Origin of the sequence: Bacillus sp. AFS031507 (genome assembly GCF_002584635.1) — a bacterium.
GTDB lineage: Bacteria > Bacillota > Bacilli > Bacillales > Cytobacillaceae > Neobacillus.
Window position 1 is genome coordinate 131,885 of record NZ_NUOW01000020.1, and the last position, 15,109, is coordinate 146,993.

16 protein-coding genes, 1 tRNA gene and 2 pseudogenes are annotated in these 15,109 nt (G+C 37.1%); 2 read left to right on the forward strand and 17 right to left on the reverse strand.

Features of this window, described 5'->3' with window-relative positions:
- Window positions 1-15 precede the first annotated feature (15 nt).
- The 10 genes and pseudogenes from COE25_RS31670 to COE25_RS19025 all read right to left on the reverse strand — a co-directional run bounded on the left by COE25_RS31670 (window position 16) and on the right by COE25_RS19025 (window position 6,739).
- Complete coding sequence (locus tag COE25_RS31670) at window positions 16-756, reverse strand: DnaB-like helicase C-terminal domain-containing protein (protein WP_257208883.1); 741 nt, start codon at window positions 754-756, stop codon at window positions 16-18.
- Window positions 753-974: a DnaD domain protein gene (locus COE25_RS31675; RefSeq protein ID WP_257208884.1), complete on the reverse strand. Its 222-nt coding sequence runs from the start codon at window positions 972-974 to the stop codon at window positions 753-755. The genes COE25_RS31670 and COE25_RS31675 overlap by 4 nt, the downstream gene beginning before the upstream one ends.
- An 11-nt stretch (window positions 975-985) precedes the next feature.
- Window positions 986-1,756: a DNA replication protein DnaD gene (locus COE25_RS18995; RefSeq protein ID WP_257208885.1), complete on the reverse strand. Its 771-nt coding sequence runs from the start codon at window positions 1,754-1,756 to the stop codon at window positions 986-988.
- 793 nt (window positions 1,757-2,549) lie between these two features.
- Window positions 2,550-2,876: a hypothetical protein gene (locus COE25_RS30870; protein WP_098933732.1), complete on the reverse strand. Its 327-nt coding sequence runs from the start codon at window positions 2,874-2,876 to the stop codon at window positions 2,550-2,552.
- Between the two features lie 160 nt (window positions 2,877-3,036).
- Window positions 3,037-4,365, reverse strand: coding sequence for a DUF4145 domain-containing protein (locus COE25_RS19005; protein WP_098933733.1), 1,329 nt, complete (start codon window positions 4,363-4,365; stop codon window positions 3,037-3,039).
- 404 nt (window positions 4,366-4,769) lie between these two features.
- On the reverse strand, window positions 4,770-5,108 hold the full coding sequence (locus COE25_RS19010) for a YolD-like family protein (RefSeq protein WP_098933734.1): 339 nt from the start codon (window positions 5,106-5,108) through the stop codon (window positions 4,770-4,772).
- Between the two features lie 75 nt (window positions 5,109-5,183).
- On the reverse strand, window positions 5,184-5,456 hold the full coding sequence (locus COE25_RS19015) for a hypothetical protein (protein WP_098933735.1): 273 nt from the start codon (window positions 5,454-5,456) through the stop codon (window positions 5,184-5,186).
- A gap of 77 nt (window positions 5,457-5,533) precedes the next feature.
- Window positions 5,534-5,905, reverse strand: a pseudogene (locus COE25_RS32130) (tyrosine-type recombinase/integrase); the annotation flags it as partial.
- A gap of 12 nt (window positions 5,906-5,917) precedes the next feature.
- Window positions 5,918-6,529 (reverse strand): tyrosine-type recombinase/integrase, encoded by a 612-nt coding sequence (locus tag COE25_RS32135; RefSeq protein WP_306572680.1) that lies wholly within the window; start codon window positions 6,527-6,529, stop codon window positions 5,918-5,920.
- 128 nt (window positions 6,530-6,657) lie between these two features.
- Window positions 6,658-6,739, reverse strand: a tRNA-Leu gene (locus COE25_RS19025).
- Between the two features lie 1,020 nt (window positions 6,740-7,759).
- Between COE25_RS19025 and COE25_RS19030 the strand changes: the two genes are divergently transcribed.
- Window positions 7,760-8,038, forward strand: coding sequence for a hypothetical protein (locus tag COE25_RS19030; RefSeq protein ID WP_098933736.1), 279 nt, complete (start codon window positions 7,760-7,762; stop codon window positions 8,036-8,038).
- Window positions 8,039-8,063: 25 nt separating this feature from the next.
- Window positions 8,064-8,411, forward strand: coding sequence for a hypothetical protein (locus COE25_RS19035; RefSeq protein ID WP_098933737.1), 348 nt, complete (start codon window positions 8,064-8,066; stop codon window positions 8,409-8,411).
- 215 nt (window positions 8,412-8,626) lie between these two features.
- Here the strand turns inward: COE25_RS19035 and COE25_RS19040 are convergent, their stop codons facing one another.
- The 7 genes and pseudogenes from COE25_RS19040 to COE25_RS19070 all read right to left on the reverse strand — a co-directional run bounded on the left by COE25_RS19040 (window position 8,627) and on the right by COE25_RS19070 (window position 14,483).
- Window positions 8,627-8,842, reverse strand: a complete 216-nt coding sequence (locus COE25_RS19040; RefSeq protein WP_257208886.1) for a zinc-binding dehydrogenase — start codon at window positions 8,840-8,842, stop codon at window positions 8,627-8,629.
- A 334-nt stretch (window positions 8,843-9,176) separates the two neighbouring features.
- The gene (locus COE25_RS19045; RefSeq protein ID WP_098933739.1) at window positions 9,177-10,445 is read right to left on the reverse strand and encodes an ATP-binding protein; all 1,269 of its coding nucleotides are present in this window, start codon (window positions 10,443-10,445) and stop codon (window positions 9,177-9,179) included.
- Window positions 10,446-10,729: 284 nt separating this feature from the next.
- A pseudogene (locus tag COE25_RS19050) lies at window positions 10,730-11,139 on the reverse strand (MogA/MoaB family molybdenum cofactor biosynthesis protein); the annotation flags it as partial.
- 82 nt (window positions 11,140-11,221) lie between these two features.
- A complete protein-coding gene (gene dcd / locus COE25_RS19055; RefSeq protein WP_098933740.1) occupies window positions 11,222-11,800 on the reverse strand; it encodes a dCTP deaminase in 579 nt (192 codons plus the stop codon).
- A gap of 191 nt (window positions 11,801-11,991) precedes the next feature.
- Complete coding sequence (gene rpmG / locus COE25_RS19060; RefSeq protein ID WP_098933741.1) at window positions 11,992-12,141, reverse strand: 50S ribosomal protein L33; 150 nt, start codon at window positions 12,139-12,141, stop codon at window positions 11,992-11,994.
- A gap of 23 nt (window positions 12,142-12,164) precedes the next feature.
- Window positions 12,165-13,346: a GTP-binding protein gene (locus tag COE25_RS19065; RefSeq protein WP_098933742.1), complete on the reverse strand. Its 1,182-nt coding sequence runs from the start codon at window positions 13,344-13,346 to the stop codon at window positions 12,165-12,167.
- A 132-nt stretch (window positions 13,347-13,478) separates the two neighbouring features.
- Window positions 13,479-14,483 carry a CobW family GTP-binding protein gene (locus COE25_RS19070; protein WP_180247548.1) on the reverse strand — a complete coding sequence of 335 codons (1,005 nt, stop codon included), beginning with the start codon at window positions 14,481-14,483 and terminating at the stop codon, window positions 13,479-13,481.
- Between the last annotated feature and the right edge of the window lie 626 nt (window positions 14,484-15,109).

A 15,109-nucleotide genomic window follows, 5' to 3' on the forward strand; every position in this document is an offset into this window, starting at 1 on the left:
CCGTGAGATCACCAATCACATCCCATTCTTTTGATTTTCAGTTAGCATTCTTTTTGGATCCCGCATTTTTGCACGGTTAAAACCTCCAGTCGAAGCCATTAATCGCGAAGTTATCAGCTTTTCCGGCATTTCTAAGGAAAATACGAGTGGTAGGAACCCGGCCCAACCCGACATTTTCGCAAAATGAAGCATCACGTCGGTTTTTCCCATCGATGGTCTTGCTGCTAGAATCGTCACTTCCCCGCCCTGAAAGCCTCCCGTCACTTCGTCTAGCTTGTTGATACCCGTTGTTGCACTTTTCTGGCTTATTCGATCTTCCCAGGGTGCCTCATAGATATCTACCAATGCTTGTTGTAAGGACGTGTGATCCTCCATTTTCATTTGGTTAATTTTATCCAATTCGGCAATGACTTTCGCAATCTCCCAATCATTCATGGCTGCTAGCGTCAAGATGTTTTTCTTTTCTCGTTCCTTCCACTGATCGAGAATGAGCTTCTCTGTACCGTCAAATTTCTCAAGATCCGCGTATGATAACAGCTCCGATAGGTAAGACATTCCACCTAAGGAATCGAGGTCTGGTAAGGTTGTCCATGTGATTAAATCAACATTCTTACCCGCCCGTTTTAACTCCACCATTCTTCGCATGATTTCTTTATGCCGTGTACTTTCTAGCTGTTCAGGTTGAATGACGGTATCTTGGAGTAAGTACTCCGCCTTCATCAAGCTTCCTAAGAAAGCTTTCTCCGCGAAACTCATCTCTCTTCACCTGCCGTAAGGTCAAGTTTAAATCCACTTGGAATCGCTCTTCCGACAGGTAAAGATTCGGTTGATTGCCTATGCTTTGGTGTGGAATTTTGACTCTCATAAAAGGAATCAATTTCTTCTACGGTCAGTAAGGAGTCATTTACCCAGTTTTTCAGAATCCCAACCACATAACTCAGCCTTCGCTTGTTATTGGCACAGGCAATATTCATCGCTTTTAAAATCACCTCTCTTGCGGCTGTAAAAAGCTAGAATCCTCTAACCAAACTAACAGCTGCTCTTTCGCATTCACGTTCGAAAAACCAAATCCATTGTTGTCCCAAAACTCAATAATTTCTTTTACATCAACTTCTTTTTGATTATTTTCTGTGTCTGGATTTTTCTCTATATTTGGATTAAAAGCTTCTTGTTGTTGTTTTTCTTTTTTATTATCTTTTTTATTTTCTTCTTCTTTTTGCCCCCTTCTCGTCTCACGATGCGTCAACGTATCGTCAAGCTCTCCACATTCAGGTTCTAGATATGTATCATTTTCATCTTGGCCGCTATCTTCCTTGCCGAAAACCAGCTCTTCTTGTTCACAAAATGATTCAAATAGACTGCGAATTTCTTGTTTTTGAATCGCCTTCGAAACATATTGAATCAGTGAGAGATCCTCCACATCCTTTAACTCGGTAAAAATACAATCCATGAATGGTTTCCCACCTTTATCCAGGTTATATTTCCCCCAGTTCTTGATCGCCAGTTCTCTCGTTTCAGGATTGTAACGAATCAGCTTGTGATGCACGATGAATCGTTCCATTAACGAGTGAACACTCTCAATCGAATAACCCAAATCAAAAGCCATTTGTTTTTTGGTAATCTTATAGATTCCAATTTGAGTCGTTTGTGGATTCGTAAGAAGATAAAGACAGAAGAATTTGTCCTCTGGAGTCATCTCCTCTGAAACAAGCGGATTCTTCCAAAAATCAGTACGTACCATTCTAAACTTTGCCATCTTCAACCACTACCTTTCTCCTAAAAAATTCCTTCATACTTGATATATAAATAAATGAGGAAAATGGTCATATGTTTTTCATTAGAATGTGAATCTTTTATGACACTTTTTCATCACCTTGTCCTTTGAGAGGGCTTTATGTAAAAGTCCTCATCTCAGTACTTCTACAATATCGAGATTGGTGGGGCAAGGCGAATCTCCATTTTTCATATTTGAGGGCATTTTTAGAGCATAAACGTCAAAAAACGCCTTCAAATTTGATTTTTGAAGGCGTTTTTTGCAATTTTGGTTATTTTTTACCCTTTTTTGTGAGAAGGCGTTTATCTTTCTTAGGTTAAATAAAAAGAACTGTTCCCCCCGTCTCCCCAATCCTACTATTTTCTTTAAGCTTAGGGTGTCTTTCTATGGCTTCTTTCAACAGTCAGTTACATTCTTTCTCCTGTGCCTTATCACGAGCTTCATATAATTCCTCTGGAAGTTGAGCATCAAATTCTGGTACAGCAACCCTCGAGCAGTTTTCATTTTACTTCAATGATTTTTTTCAAAAGGAACCCCTGTTTCAGGATGGGTTTTTCCCTTCAAAATGTTCAATATTGCATTTAATCTTTATTACTTCTATTTGTTCCAATTTTGTTTTCTCTAGTTCAGTAGTGGTGACTCTGGCTATTTCTAAACCTAATCCCAAAGTGATATAATTTAATGTCGTAACATAAAATAAATTGTAATTTTATTGATTTTGTAGTGGAGGGATGAATTTCTTTGGACTCTTCTTCGTTAAATAAGGAACGGACAGTTAGGCTCTTTCATTATTTAAAAGAGCTTTCGTTATTAAAGGCACCTTTAATACTTGATTTACAGCAATATGAAAATACCTTGTGGATTGGAGATATTCCTGATGAACCGGAGTGTTTATCCCAATCAATAATACTGGAATAAAGGACAAATGGGTGGAAGTTAAAAAACCAACCTTACCTATTTTTCCTAGTCCACCGGCATCATTATCAGCTTGGCTTGATATCTCTAACAAAATTGACAATACAAAAATAGAAGGCAATAAATAATAAAGCGGTTTTTGTTCCTCCGATTGGAAACCACTCTTGAATACGATGTTTTGAAGCAATATCTCCTAACGTTGTAAACGATAATTCTCTCATTTAAATAACCTCTTAGGTTAAAATACCTATGACTATTATAAACAAAAAAGGTGTACCAAAAACAGTCCACCCTTTGAAAATAATCAATAATATTTAGAATTTTCAAGATAAATCATTCGAATGAAATTAGTTAAATTGCTTCGGTAAACAAATTATTTCTTTGAATCTATTAAAAAATGTATCTAATTCAGAAGCAGTACTAAATTTAAATAAAAATCCATGATTAATTGGACTTTTACCCTTATTTTGTTCTTTTGGAAATTTTCTCAATGCCGTACTACTGCGATCTTTTCCGTTACTTTTTAAAAAATCATCTTTTTGAACAGTCTTTGGATGCAAGACAACGCTTGTCTCTTTATTAGCCAGCAAGTATACAATTTCTTTACTGATTGCATGTTCAAACTCTATTGCTTTAGGGGTTTGATTGGTAATATTAAAATTATTTTTTTCAAATATCCTAACAATATTCTCTTTTTCTTTTCTTAAAGGTATCTTTTCTTCCGGTAATTCGATCGTGTTATTTTCCTCTTCCGTGCTGTTATCTTGTTCTAATTCCAACATAACTGAATCTTGTAAGCTTATAAGCTGATTCCAGAATTTCTCCATACCATTAGGGCCAATACCATTTAATTTCAAATGCAGAGAGTCCATTGGCTTCGTAATCTTCACTAGAGAATCTATACCCACCCGGGAAAGTTCGCGTAACAAATAGTTACATCCAACTACCGGTAAGTCTAATATAGGTGTTTTTGCTAGTTTAGATGTTAATAAAATGGTTTCACCTCTAAATTGGAGACGTATGTGATATTCATCCTGCTTTTGAATCAAAGTTTCTGTTGGAGCTTTTATTTCTGATTGCTGAATATTTACGGCTTTTGTGTTAACATCTAGGTCCTTTTCTTTTTCCACTTTGATTGCTTCTAATTGTAGTTGAATCTCAGCTCTCATTTCATCAAATCTTTGCAATGTCTGATCAAAATAAGGCTTAATTAGTTCATTTATGTCATTTACACCTAAGACGTTTGCATCTTGGTTGGTTTTGGCAGGAAGCTTATATTCTGGCGCGTTAAATTGATGACTGACATACACTTCCATATACCAAACGCTTATCTCAAATAATAGTTTGTGAGCTTCCAGCACATCCTGTACCACAATTTCTTTCACGTTATGTGCCGCTTTATTTCCCATTTTTCTAATCCATTCCAGCTTCATATAAATATCTTCTGAAATGATATCCTGTTTATATAGTTTGTAGATTCTTTCTGCAGGCTTTAGGGGATAGATATTCTCGATTCCCTCTGTATTGCTAATCTTCTTTACTATCTCTTCACAATATAAACGAGCCTGGGTCAATGTCGCATGAGGTTGATCCCATAAATGATCTTCAATTCGGTCAGCCAGATCAGCTAACTCATTTGAAAATTGTCTAACAAAATCGAATAAACGATTGTTCATCTTTTACCTCCATCTGTTAAAAAGCATTATGTAAAAAACAAATGAATACCCATATTTTTATAATATACTTATTAATTTTCATTACTAAGTTAAATTTCTCTTGTTAAATTTTGCTCGGCAGGCAAATAGAAATTTAGCTGTGCAAGATAGAGTGGAATCCACTACATTTTCATAATTCAGTACTGATGAAAGTTGGCATTTAAATATGATTGTTAATAAATTCTTAAACCTGAAAATGGGATCTAGCTTATAACTTATTACCTTCGTTCGCTACGCTCACTCGTCGCCACGACTCATTTCTATAGCTTACGCATTTTTAAAACCAACGAAAATATATATAAGGCAGGAGGACGGCACGCTTTGGCTGTTCTACAATGTTTTAAGGTCGGAACGAATGGAAGCTATTACTCTACGACATTCACTGCGGTAACATCCCCGATTGCTATCCGCCCGAACTCGCCAGGCTTTACCTCGATGCGTAACTCATGCGTAATCGGATCAATGCGATGAACGTGTACGGTTATTTCTGAAGTAAAGCCGTCATCCCATACGGATAGCTTTACCGCAAGGTTATATTCCATAGCGTAGGCAATTCGTATATCAAATTCCTCCGTATCGAATTCGCTGAGTAACGGCCTTGGCTGGCGTTCTTGGTCCTTAAACATTTCGCGCTGCTGTTCGAATACTTGCGGCATAAACGACGCTGCATTCCATTTAATCTTTCCGCGATCTCTTATCGCCATAACGATCATCTCCTCGTTCTTATTATACGCAAACAAGCGTTCTGTATGTAAACAAAAAAAGAACGACGGAATTTATTACTCGTCGTAATGGTATAACCCTTGGACGCAAGCCCTACAATAAACATTGCCTTTATACATTTCTGTTTCATGATTTTCGTATTTATTTCCGCAATGAGTACATTTATATTTCTTACCTTCGTGATGATTTAGCGAAGAATGTAAATCGAAAGATGGTGTAAGGTTATTTACATATTCTTTATTAAGCTTATCAAAGAGTGATTCACTATCTAACTCTTCGCCCCATAAAGTCTTTTTAGATTGTTTACGGTAATGATCATCAAAATTCAATTGTATCCCCTCCCGATAAATTTTATGCGGAAATTAAATAATCTTGCCAATAAAAAACACCATCCGTTATGATGGCGTCAATAATCTTTCCGTTGCTTTAAATTATTCAGCGGTGAGAACTTACAGTGCTGCTCCTTTACGTCCTCTGCGAATAAGTTAACGTATGTCAGCACCATATCATACCTAGTATGTCCGAGTATTTGCTTCAGTTCGAAGACCCCTGCGCCATTCCTCACGCTTAGTTTTGCGAAAGTGTGTCGGAATCTATGCGGACTGCACCGCACGCCAGCAATTCCCGCCTCTTTTCCGTAAACACTAATACGCGACTGTATTTGACGCTTAGTAAGCGGTGTGTCGTCAATTGTGATAAATAATGCATCGCAATCGACCACATTGCTTCGGATGGCCAAGTATCGTCGTAGTTGGTCTTTCATTGTAGCAGATACCGGTACATATCGTTGTTAATATCCTTTAGTATTGCAGATTAGTAACTTCGACTCTTCCCAGTTAATTTCGCTTACTTTGGCTCCTATTAACTCTTTAACATGGACACCAGTTTCAAGTAGTAATAACATCAGCGTATAATCACGCACGCCAACGAATGTTTTTAAGTCTTTCCGATTCAATATGTCAGTAATTTTCTTTACCGTAAATGTCGCGATAATAGCTTTACGATCACGTATTAAACTAAGATTCTCGACGGGATTTTGCGGAATATATCGGTCATTATACAAGAAGTTAAAGAACGCTCGAATCGCTCGTAATCTAGTGTTAATTGACGTTGTTTTCAATCCTTTTTCAACGCGTAAGTAATGGATCACATTATCGTTAATGATGTCCTTTGTAATTTCGACAGGATATGTTGTAACGGACTGCTCGACGAGAATCTTTCGAAAGGTCGTTAATTCATTCCGATAATATTTAATTGTATGTTCGCGCAGATTTCGAATCTCTGAGTCCTTGATAAAGAGATCAAGCGCATCATTAAAGTCGAGGTAATCCGAACGTAAACTGCCACGCAGCTTCGCCATATCCTCCGTAGAAAGTGCATTTGTTCGTCTAGTGCGGGTCAAAATAACTCCTCTATTGCTGAATTATTCGTTCCCATTGCGTACGATTTTCAGCCATCGAATCGTGTGCATAGACGAAAAAACGACGACCTACATCTCGTGTAGATCGTCGTCATTTCAACGTTTTTTGATACCGGTGATCGGGGTCGAACCGATACTCCTCACGGAACACGATTTTGAGTCGTGCGCGTCTGCCAATTCCGCCACACCGGCGTAACTAAAAGGGTTAAGATACTTATGGGTCATACTAATTATGTGAATGTCCATACGTTTATTAAATACATTAATGTATAATAGCATACCTTTCCGATAATGCCAAGATAGTAATTAATAAAAAATATATTTCTCATTAATTATTTAAAAAGATGTTCACTGAATATATAGACGAATCTTCCATTGAGAATAGTTTAAGTTCTCTTTTTTGATTTATAATATAGATACTTAACGATACTAATCTATTTTTATTTTATAAAGAGTATATAGCAATTTATCATTTCCACGCCTTTAGTTTTTGTTCAGCAATATTGTATGCCTTAGCTTTTGTTAAGTAACCATCTCCAAACCATATCGAATTAAGACGTCTGTCATCACTTTGGCGAGTTCGACCAATCAAATGGCAAGTTGAAACTTGCCTACCTAAGCTTTGCAATTCTCTCCATACCTCCCATCCTAATACTAGTATTTATGTTTATCGAGATTTTTACCGAAATGCTGCCAAAAATAATAAACAACTGATTTATCGGTTCCTGAACTCCAAGAAGATTGATAAACTAGCTTAAATACTTATAAATAGCTTCCTTAACTTTTAATTTAGATCTTGATTAATGTATTTCCGGTTTGCTGCTAACGGTAGTGGTGAATAAATAGTTTCCTACTAGTTTTTTCTTCCAGAGTTAACCATTTCTGCGTTGTTTTTGATTAGCTTCATGGTTTTGCTCTTTTTACCTTTAGGATAGACCTTTTTTGCATCTGTTTGCAGCCTCATTCATTTATTGGAGGGGCTTTTTAATTTTATGAAACAATGAATATCTTTTTCTAACTAAACCATATGGAATCTATCCTCAAGACTGATTCCATAAGATAACATACAATTTGGTTACCTTTTTACAGTACTGAACAGGAGAGAGCGGCTAATCTGCCGAATTTAAAGGGAGAGAATTAATCGTTTAGTCTGTGATAACGGAATTGCCTGTATAATATTAATGGAGTGCAAACACATACGGAGGGATTGCAATGGGTTTTTTCGATAAGTTGTTATGGGGGGCTTCCAAGCGGTTTGCTAATGATGCATCCCGTATAGTTGCTAATGAGATGAAAAAGAAGAGCAGGGAACCTGAGCCACAAGCAGAAGACAGGAGTTTTGTCAATGAAGTGAAAGACCGCTCCTATTATTTGAATGAATTGAGAAGGATCCTGCGGGGGCACTTGACCGTTATAGATACCCTAAATGTGGGTATTTACCCCCATGCAGGAAGCCTTCGAGACAATAGAAATCAGCGAAGAGGAGGATAAGGTTGAGCGATCAGAGATAGAAGGAATGCTCCAAACTCTTGAACAACAGAGTGTCTTATTGACCGAGTATTTCAATACAGGGGAACGGATTGGCGAATACACCATCAAGTTCAAGAGTAAGGATGTACTAGCCCTGAACAAACGAATGAAAACTCTTGTCACTTATTTCCAGAAAATGACCGCCCTTTACGAGCAATCAGAGAGTGCCACCGAGGAAGATAAGGCCGAGTTCTTTCGCTTGTTAAAAGCCTTTAATACCATTTCAGAAAGCATTGACGACAAAGCCGTGGAACTGCATGAAGAATTGACAAAGTTCAATATTGTACGGACGTGGGATAGAGGTGTTACTTCGGAGATAGATTATAACGATTAAGCAGAATTACTTGTGAGGGTATTTTACTGGTTCTTAGGCATTTAATAATTTAGAGTCATTCATAAGTCCAGCGCTTTAATGTACCCTTTGTATTATGCTTATTGAACTTCCCCGTTTGCGACATAAATAAAAAGCTACCCTATTGGCAGCTAGATCTATAAAAGGAAAGCACCTTATAGTTTAACAAGAGTTCTTCCACGTACTTAAATTTTAGATTAGAAGGTTACAATAACTTTGCCTTGTGAGTGTCCAGTAGAAACTTTTATTAATGCTTTGTTAGTGTCATTAAAATTATAAATTGAATCAATAGAGGGCGTGATATTTTCTTTTTCAACAAGATTAGTGATTCTTTGTAATTGACTGCCATTGGCGTGTACGAATAAAAAGTGATATTCATTTTTATGTTTACGTGCTAAAAAATCACTTTTCAATCTGAGAAACGAGATTGAACACTTGTTTCATACTTTGAAAGACAAGGGATTGGAATGCCCTCGCATGTTTGGATATAACCATTATCGCTTTCATGTCCAACTTGTCTTACTTATGCACAATATTGGATATTTATTGGAGTTTTGCGACACGCTCATAGATGGTTAGAATTTGTATTATAGAAATATGTTCTTTAAATCGATGATAAAGTCTTCAAAAATACTTACTTCTATAAAGATAAACACTTCAACTGTCTCAGTACGGTTATCTACGATCCAATACCCTTTAACTCCTGTCGGTTCATATACTTTTATTTTTAGCTAACGCTCATGTTTGTCAGTTAATGGCGATGATATTTTTACAATTATGGAGAGGGAACCGAATGGTAAACGTGGTTCCTTTTCCTTTTTGGCTTTGGACGGTGATTTTTCCATGAAGCGAGTCGATAATGCGATAGCTCACCATGAGTCCTATGCCGGTTCCTTTTTCTTTCAGGGAATAAAATGGTTGTCCAAGACGTTTCACTTCGTCTTCATTCATCCCCACTCCCTCATCTTGGATTTGGATCATCACATGCTGTGACTCCTGTTTCACGCAAATGGAAACCGCACCACCTTGAGGCATCGCTTCGATTCCATTTTTGATGATATTGAGGAAGGCTTGTTTCATTTTTGGGGGATGACCCAATATCGCACACTCTTGCTCCGGAAGTCGGACGTCTATGCTTACTTTTCGTTCTAAAGCATAGGAGTAGAGAATCTTGACGACTGTTTGTATTTTTTGGCAAACATCGACGGACTCTTTCGTATCCGCTTCTGGCTTGGCAAGCGAAAGATATTCGGTAATGACGTCATTCGTTCGATCCACTTCTTCTATACAAATTTGAACATACCTTTTATACGTCTCTGAAATTGGCGATTGTAGAAGTAACTGAAGAAATCCTCGATTGGTCTGCATGGGATTTCGAACTTCATGAGCAAAGGAACTGGCCAATTCTCCGAGTATCTTATATTTTTCCGCCTGTTGAGCTTCCATGTGTAACTGGGCATTTTCCCTTAAGGTTTCAATCAAAAAGACGGTTACGATGGTGGCAGCACATATCGCTAAAATTTCCTGAAGTGTGTGGCTAAAAAAATCCATCTCTTGAAAATCCACGAGGATGAAGATCAAGGACATCCCCGATGTTATCATCCAAGCCAGTTTCATTCGACCTGCTCGATCCTGTTGGATGAAACGTGGATATGCTAAAAAAAACATGGGTAAGAAGAAAAGGACTTCGTATGCCGTTGAATAAAAACCTGCCCCCCCGAAATACCACCGATACAACAATAAGATGATCGTGAGAACAATACCTGTTGCGTATCCACCTCCATAAAATATACCTATCATAAGAGCTACAAACCGTAGGTCATTTCGCTCGTTTACATCCGAATAGATCGGGAAGGACATGCACAATACTAACGTAATCGTTGCCAAGAAACTGAAAATTAATTTTTGACGTTTCGTTTCGATGAATTGATGACGATTGGTTAAATACATAGAATAAAAAAAGACAGGGATCAAAATAATCATTACTTGTAAGAGCAAGTTTTTAGTATGTTCCATACAGTTTACCTCATTGTTAAGATCATTCTAGTATAAAAGAAAACCGAATATAAAAACAGAAGAAAAAAATGGGTTCTGAATACTGTGGGGACGGTTCGGGATTGGTGAAAATCAGACATTATGCGTTACTGGCAAATCTTCATTCTTCTTGGGCAATCAAAAATTTTGCGCAGAGATCTTTTACATGGAATAAACCAAAGGCACAACTAGCTCCTTACCGCTAGTTGTGCCTTTTTACGCGCAAAACTTCCGATTGAACCCTGTAAGAACCGTCCCTTTGGATCAATAGCTGTATCATAAGCTACACTAGCAATTGATCTGCTTAAAATCCCTGCAGAACCAATATCCTCTAAATAACTAAGCATACGAAATATCTCACCAAATCCTGTCAGTTCCTTTTCTAATAAACTTTGAACAACCTCTACTGTAACGTCACGACTTGCAATACCTGTTCCACCATTTATTAAGACCACATCGATTTCTTTATTAAGACATCCCTTTTTAATGGCTTCTTCGATTACCTCATAATATCTGTAACGATTTCATAATCATTTATAATATGTGAATTTCCCTCTAACAATTTGATAATTAAGCTTCCGCTTCTATCAGATTCTTTCGTCCGTGTGTCACTGACTTTGATGACTTTGCAATTTACTTTTTTAGGAGCTTCTTTTTTATGCTGCTCAACACCCATAATCCTACCTCACTCTTTATTAATTTCTTTCCATTTAAGCAAACTAATCCCGCATTTATCCCAAAAATGTTAAGCGAAGAAGTTAATCAAATTCTTTAAACTTTTGGTTGTACCTCAAGTTTAATACCTCAGTCTTTTCATCTAGATAGACTCTGCTTTCAGTGGCCTTGTTTTGACAACAGTATTTTCCCATATAGGGAGTAGTTTCTTGATCTAAAGTGGCTAGGACCAACTGACATATACGCCTCCCTGCTCTTAGCTCGATCGGAACACGGTTTGCATTATAAAGTTCTAAAGTGATATGCCCTTCAAAGCCTGGATCCACCCATCCGGCATTTTGAATTAACAAGCCTAATCTTCCAATGGAGCTTCTTCCTTCTACAAAAGCCGTCATATTATTAGGTAAGCTGATACACTCAAGGGTAGATCCTAATACAAAGGATTGAGGTGGCATGATGATAATATCTTTACGAAATTCTTTATAGTCAGCGGGTTTGTCGATTGTAATAAGCGGAACAGCATTTTCATCCACTGTTAAAAAATGATTTGCCAACCTTAAATCAACAGATGCAGACTGAAGTTGTGACGTTGAAAACGGATCAATAATTAGCTCCTGATCCTTTAACCTCTTCAAGATTGTCTTATCAGAAAGAATCGCAATCTAATACCCCCCAATAATTTTCTTATTGATTTAAATACTGATACTCGTTTACTTTGATTTGTTCTATGGAAATTTACAGTACGATCATCTTATTTTCCCCTATTAGGGTCTTTACAAAAAGCATGCGCCTTTGTCGTATAAAGGCGCACATACGGTAAAATGGTCTGTCCTGTTGATTTAGTTATTCATTTCTATTTTGTTTCGCGATGCAATGTATGTCTTTTTAAACGCGGGCAATACTTTTTTAATTCCAGGCGTTCTGGGTGTGTCCGTTTATTTTTTGTCGTAATATAGTTTCGATCGCCGGTTTCTGTACACGCTATCGTAATGTTTACTCTCATTTTGAAATCCTCCCAAATTTATTTTATGCTTCCACAAATGGTGTTAATGGGTCTTTAAATGCAGACCACTCTCTCTTTAGTTCCTCTTCTGTTAATAAACAGTCATCAAGTGTTTTTTCAATCTCTGTTTGATTCATGTCAATTCCAATCATGACAAGCTCTGTCAACCGATCACCATAAACTGGATCCCATCTTTCCAGCAGTTCTGGTTCTTCCTGTAAAACTTGTTGTTTCTCCTCTTCAGGGTAGGCTGCTATCCATTCACCAGCACCTTGAATGGTAATGGATGGACCAGCTTGTGACAGTAAAGCTGCTATATTATTTCGGGACGCCAGCCATAAGAAGCCCTTTGCCCGAACAACTTCTACAGGCCACTCTTCTAACCAGTTCATTAATCTTTCCGGGTGAAAAGGAAGTCGTCTTCGGTAAACGATAGAAGAGATTCCGTACTCCTCTGTTTCCGGTATATGTTCATTATTTAATTGTTTTATCCAGCCGGCACCTTGGCTTGCTTTCTCAAAATTAAACAGTTCTGTATTCAAAACTTGGTCCAGTGGAACACTGGCATGATCAGTTTCAATCATGCGGGCCTCCGGATTTAGTTTTTGAAGGACTGTTTTTAATTCACGTCTGTCGTTCTCGTCTACTAGGTCCAATTTATTTAATAAAATAATGTTGGCAAACTCAATTTGGTCAATTAACAAATCGACTACTTCTCTTGTATCGGTTTCATCAGTCCCCTGTTTCCGATCTAGCAGGCTTTCCCCGGAAGCAAAATCATGCCAGAAGCGATTCGCATCGACAACAGTCACCATAGCATCGAGCCTGCAAAAAGCCGATAAATCAATTCCTAAATTTTCATCTACGTAGGTAAACGTTTGGGCTACGGGTATCGGCTCACTAATGCCGGTTGATTCAATGACAATGTAATCAAGATCCCCTATAACCGCAAGCTTCTCCACTTCTTTTATTAAATCTTCCCTCAGCGTGCAGCAAATGCAACCATTCTGCATTTCCACCAGTTTTTCTTCTGTACGTGAAAAACCTCCTTGTTTTACTAAAGACGCATCAATATTAATTTCACTTATATCATTAACGATGACAGCAACCTTTTTATCTTCCCGGTTTGCTAAAATGTGATTTAATAATGTTGTTTTTCCTGCCCCTAAATACCCACTTAATACGGTTACCGGTATTTTCTTCATTTTGTTTCTCCCTTATAAATCTGAATGATTACGATTTTGATGATAGACCTGTACATGATTATAATAGTAATCCCTACCCCCTCTCCCCTGGTAGGACAAGCTGTTAACAAAGAGTACTTAGTCCACACATAGTTAGGATAAGGTAAATTGAGTAGTGTAAGAGTTTTTAATAGTCGTAATATCTATATCTTTCCCAATTAAGACTATACAAGGATCTGCTTCAAGTTTTTGCGGAAAATCACCTATATGCACTTGATTCGAACTATATTGAAATGGATACAAACCCGGTTTATCTTTCAAGAATATGTATCCTTTGCCACGCATAATCCCTTCTGGTAATGATTTTAGCCATTTTTTTAGCTGTCTTCTAGTTACAGAAGGAACATCTTGAATCGTAATGGTTTTAATGCTGGCGTGCTGTACATGTTCATGATGGAGTGTATGGTCATGATTGCAAGTAGAATGTCTAGAATCACCATAACTACCGGTTTGGTGTTTATGTGAAACGACGGTAGTATTTGATCGTTTTTGTAGTAATTCTCCTATATCCACGTTTCCATAGGAAGCCTTCATTACTTGTGTATGGTTATCTAGCAACTTAGTGAGTTTAGCATCTATTTTTTGTAATTGTTTTTCATTCACCAGATCCACTTTATTGAGCACGACAGTTGTAGCTCCCTTAATTTGGTTTTTAAGCAAGTCACGAACTGTTTTCGAAGTAAAAATATCTTGATTTTCTAGGTATGAACTTGCATCAATCATACTAATGACGGATTGAATGTCAAAAGAGTGCACATAAGGAGGACTAGCCATTACTTCTACGATTTCTAACGGATTCGCAACACCTGTCCCTTCAACGAATAATGCATCTATAGGTTTTTCGGTGTGCATTTCTAAAAGTGATGTTAATGTTGCTTTTAAATCGTCTTGAATGGAACAACAGATACATCCATCTAATAACTCAAATACATTCTCGTCTTCAAACAAGTAACTTTCTACATTCACACTGCCCAGCTCATTTAATAGAATGGCAGCTTTTTTTTGTTGAGATTTGCAATACTTTAATAAATGTAGCAGCAATGTTGTTTTTCCGCTTCCCAAAAACCCTGAAATAATATAAGTGGGTATTTTTTTCATCGTAATCCTCCTCGTCAACATATACTTTCAGTAAAACGTAAAGATTTTATCTTATATAACAACAGATATGCACCGCTCTCCATATAATGCATAATGACGGAATTTATAAAAATTATGTTTAAAAAGGCAATAAATCCAAAATTTCTAAAACAATTTGTTCCTAGAAAACTCCAACCTTTTATGTAATCCGTCACAATAAACTACTAACAATCCGTGCCGCTGCCTGGCGTGTCCCAGAGATATTGCGAGCAATCGTCCATTTATACATACACCTCACCTTTATAAATCGTAATTATTACGATTTAAACTTGATAATTGATAATTTATCACTTTTTTATTCAATGAGCAAGTTCCTTTCGTAAAAATTATTAAAAATATTTGTTCCTTGTTGCTGTATACAGCTTTCAGTATTTTGTTTCTGTGCAGTATGCACTACATATGTTGTTTTCAGGGTGAGGACCGTCAATGGAAAGAGAATGAAACAAGATTAAGTGAACTTGTTTTTATTGGAATAAACAAGAATTAGAACAGTAATTTATTCATTGTATGGCGCAAATCAACAGAACTCTTCATCATGACATGACAAATCAGCTATAGAAAAAGAAAACTCAGTTTAGAAATGAATG

Coding starts and splice junctions, on each gene's coding strand:
- COE25_RS19010 (WP_098933734.1), bottom strand. CDS start 5,108: ATGGCGATAAGAGATCGCGGAAAGATTAAATGGAATGCAGCGTCGTTT.
- rpmG (WP_098933741.1), bottom strand. CDS start 12,141: ATGAGAGTAAACATTACGATAGCGTGTACAGAAACCGGCGATCGAAAC.
- COE25_RS31675 (WP_257208884.1), bottom strand. CDS start 974: ATGAATATTGCCTGTGCCAATAACAAGCGAAGGCTGAGTTATGTGGTT.
- COE25_RS19005 (WP_098933733.1), bottom strand. CDS start 4,365: ATGAACAATCGTTTATTCGATTTTGTTAGACAATTTTCAAATGAGTTA.
- COE25_RS18995 (WP_257208885.1), bottom strand. CDS start 1,756: ATGGCAAAGTTTAGAATGGTACGTACTGATTTTTGGAAGAATCCGCTT.
- COE25_RS19030 (WP_098933736.1), top strand. CDS start 7,760: ATGGGTTTTTTCGATAAGTTGTTATGGGGGGCTTCCAAGCGGTTTGCT.
- COE25_RS19065 (WP_098933742.1), bottom strand. CDS start 13,346: ATGAAGAAAATACCGGTAACCGTATTAAGTGGGTATTTAGGGGCAGGA.
- COE25_RS19035 (WP_098933737.1), top strand. CDS start 8,064: ATGCTCCAAACTCTTGAACAACAGAGTGTCTTATTGACCGAGTATTTC.
- COE25_RS31670 (WP_257208883.1), bottom strand. CDS start 756: ATGAGTTTCGCGGAGAAAGCTTTCTTAGGAAGCTTGATGAAGGCGGAG.
- COE25_RS19070 (WP_180247548.1), bottom strand. CDS start 14,483: ATGAAAAAAATACCCACTTATATTATTTCAGGGTTTTTGGGAAGCGGA.
- COE25_RS19045 (WP_098933739.1), bottom strand. CDS start 10,445: ATGGAACATACTAAAAACTTGCTCTTACAAGTAATGATTATTTTGATC.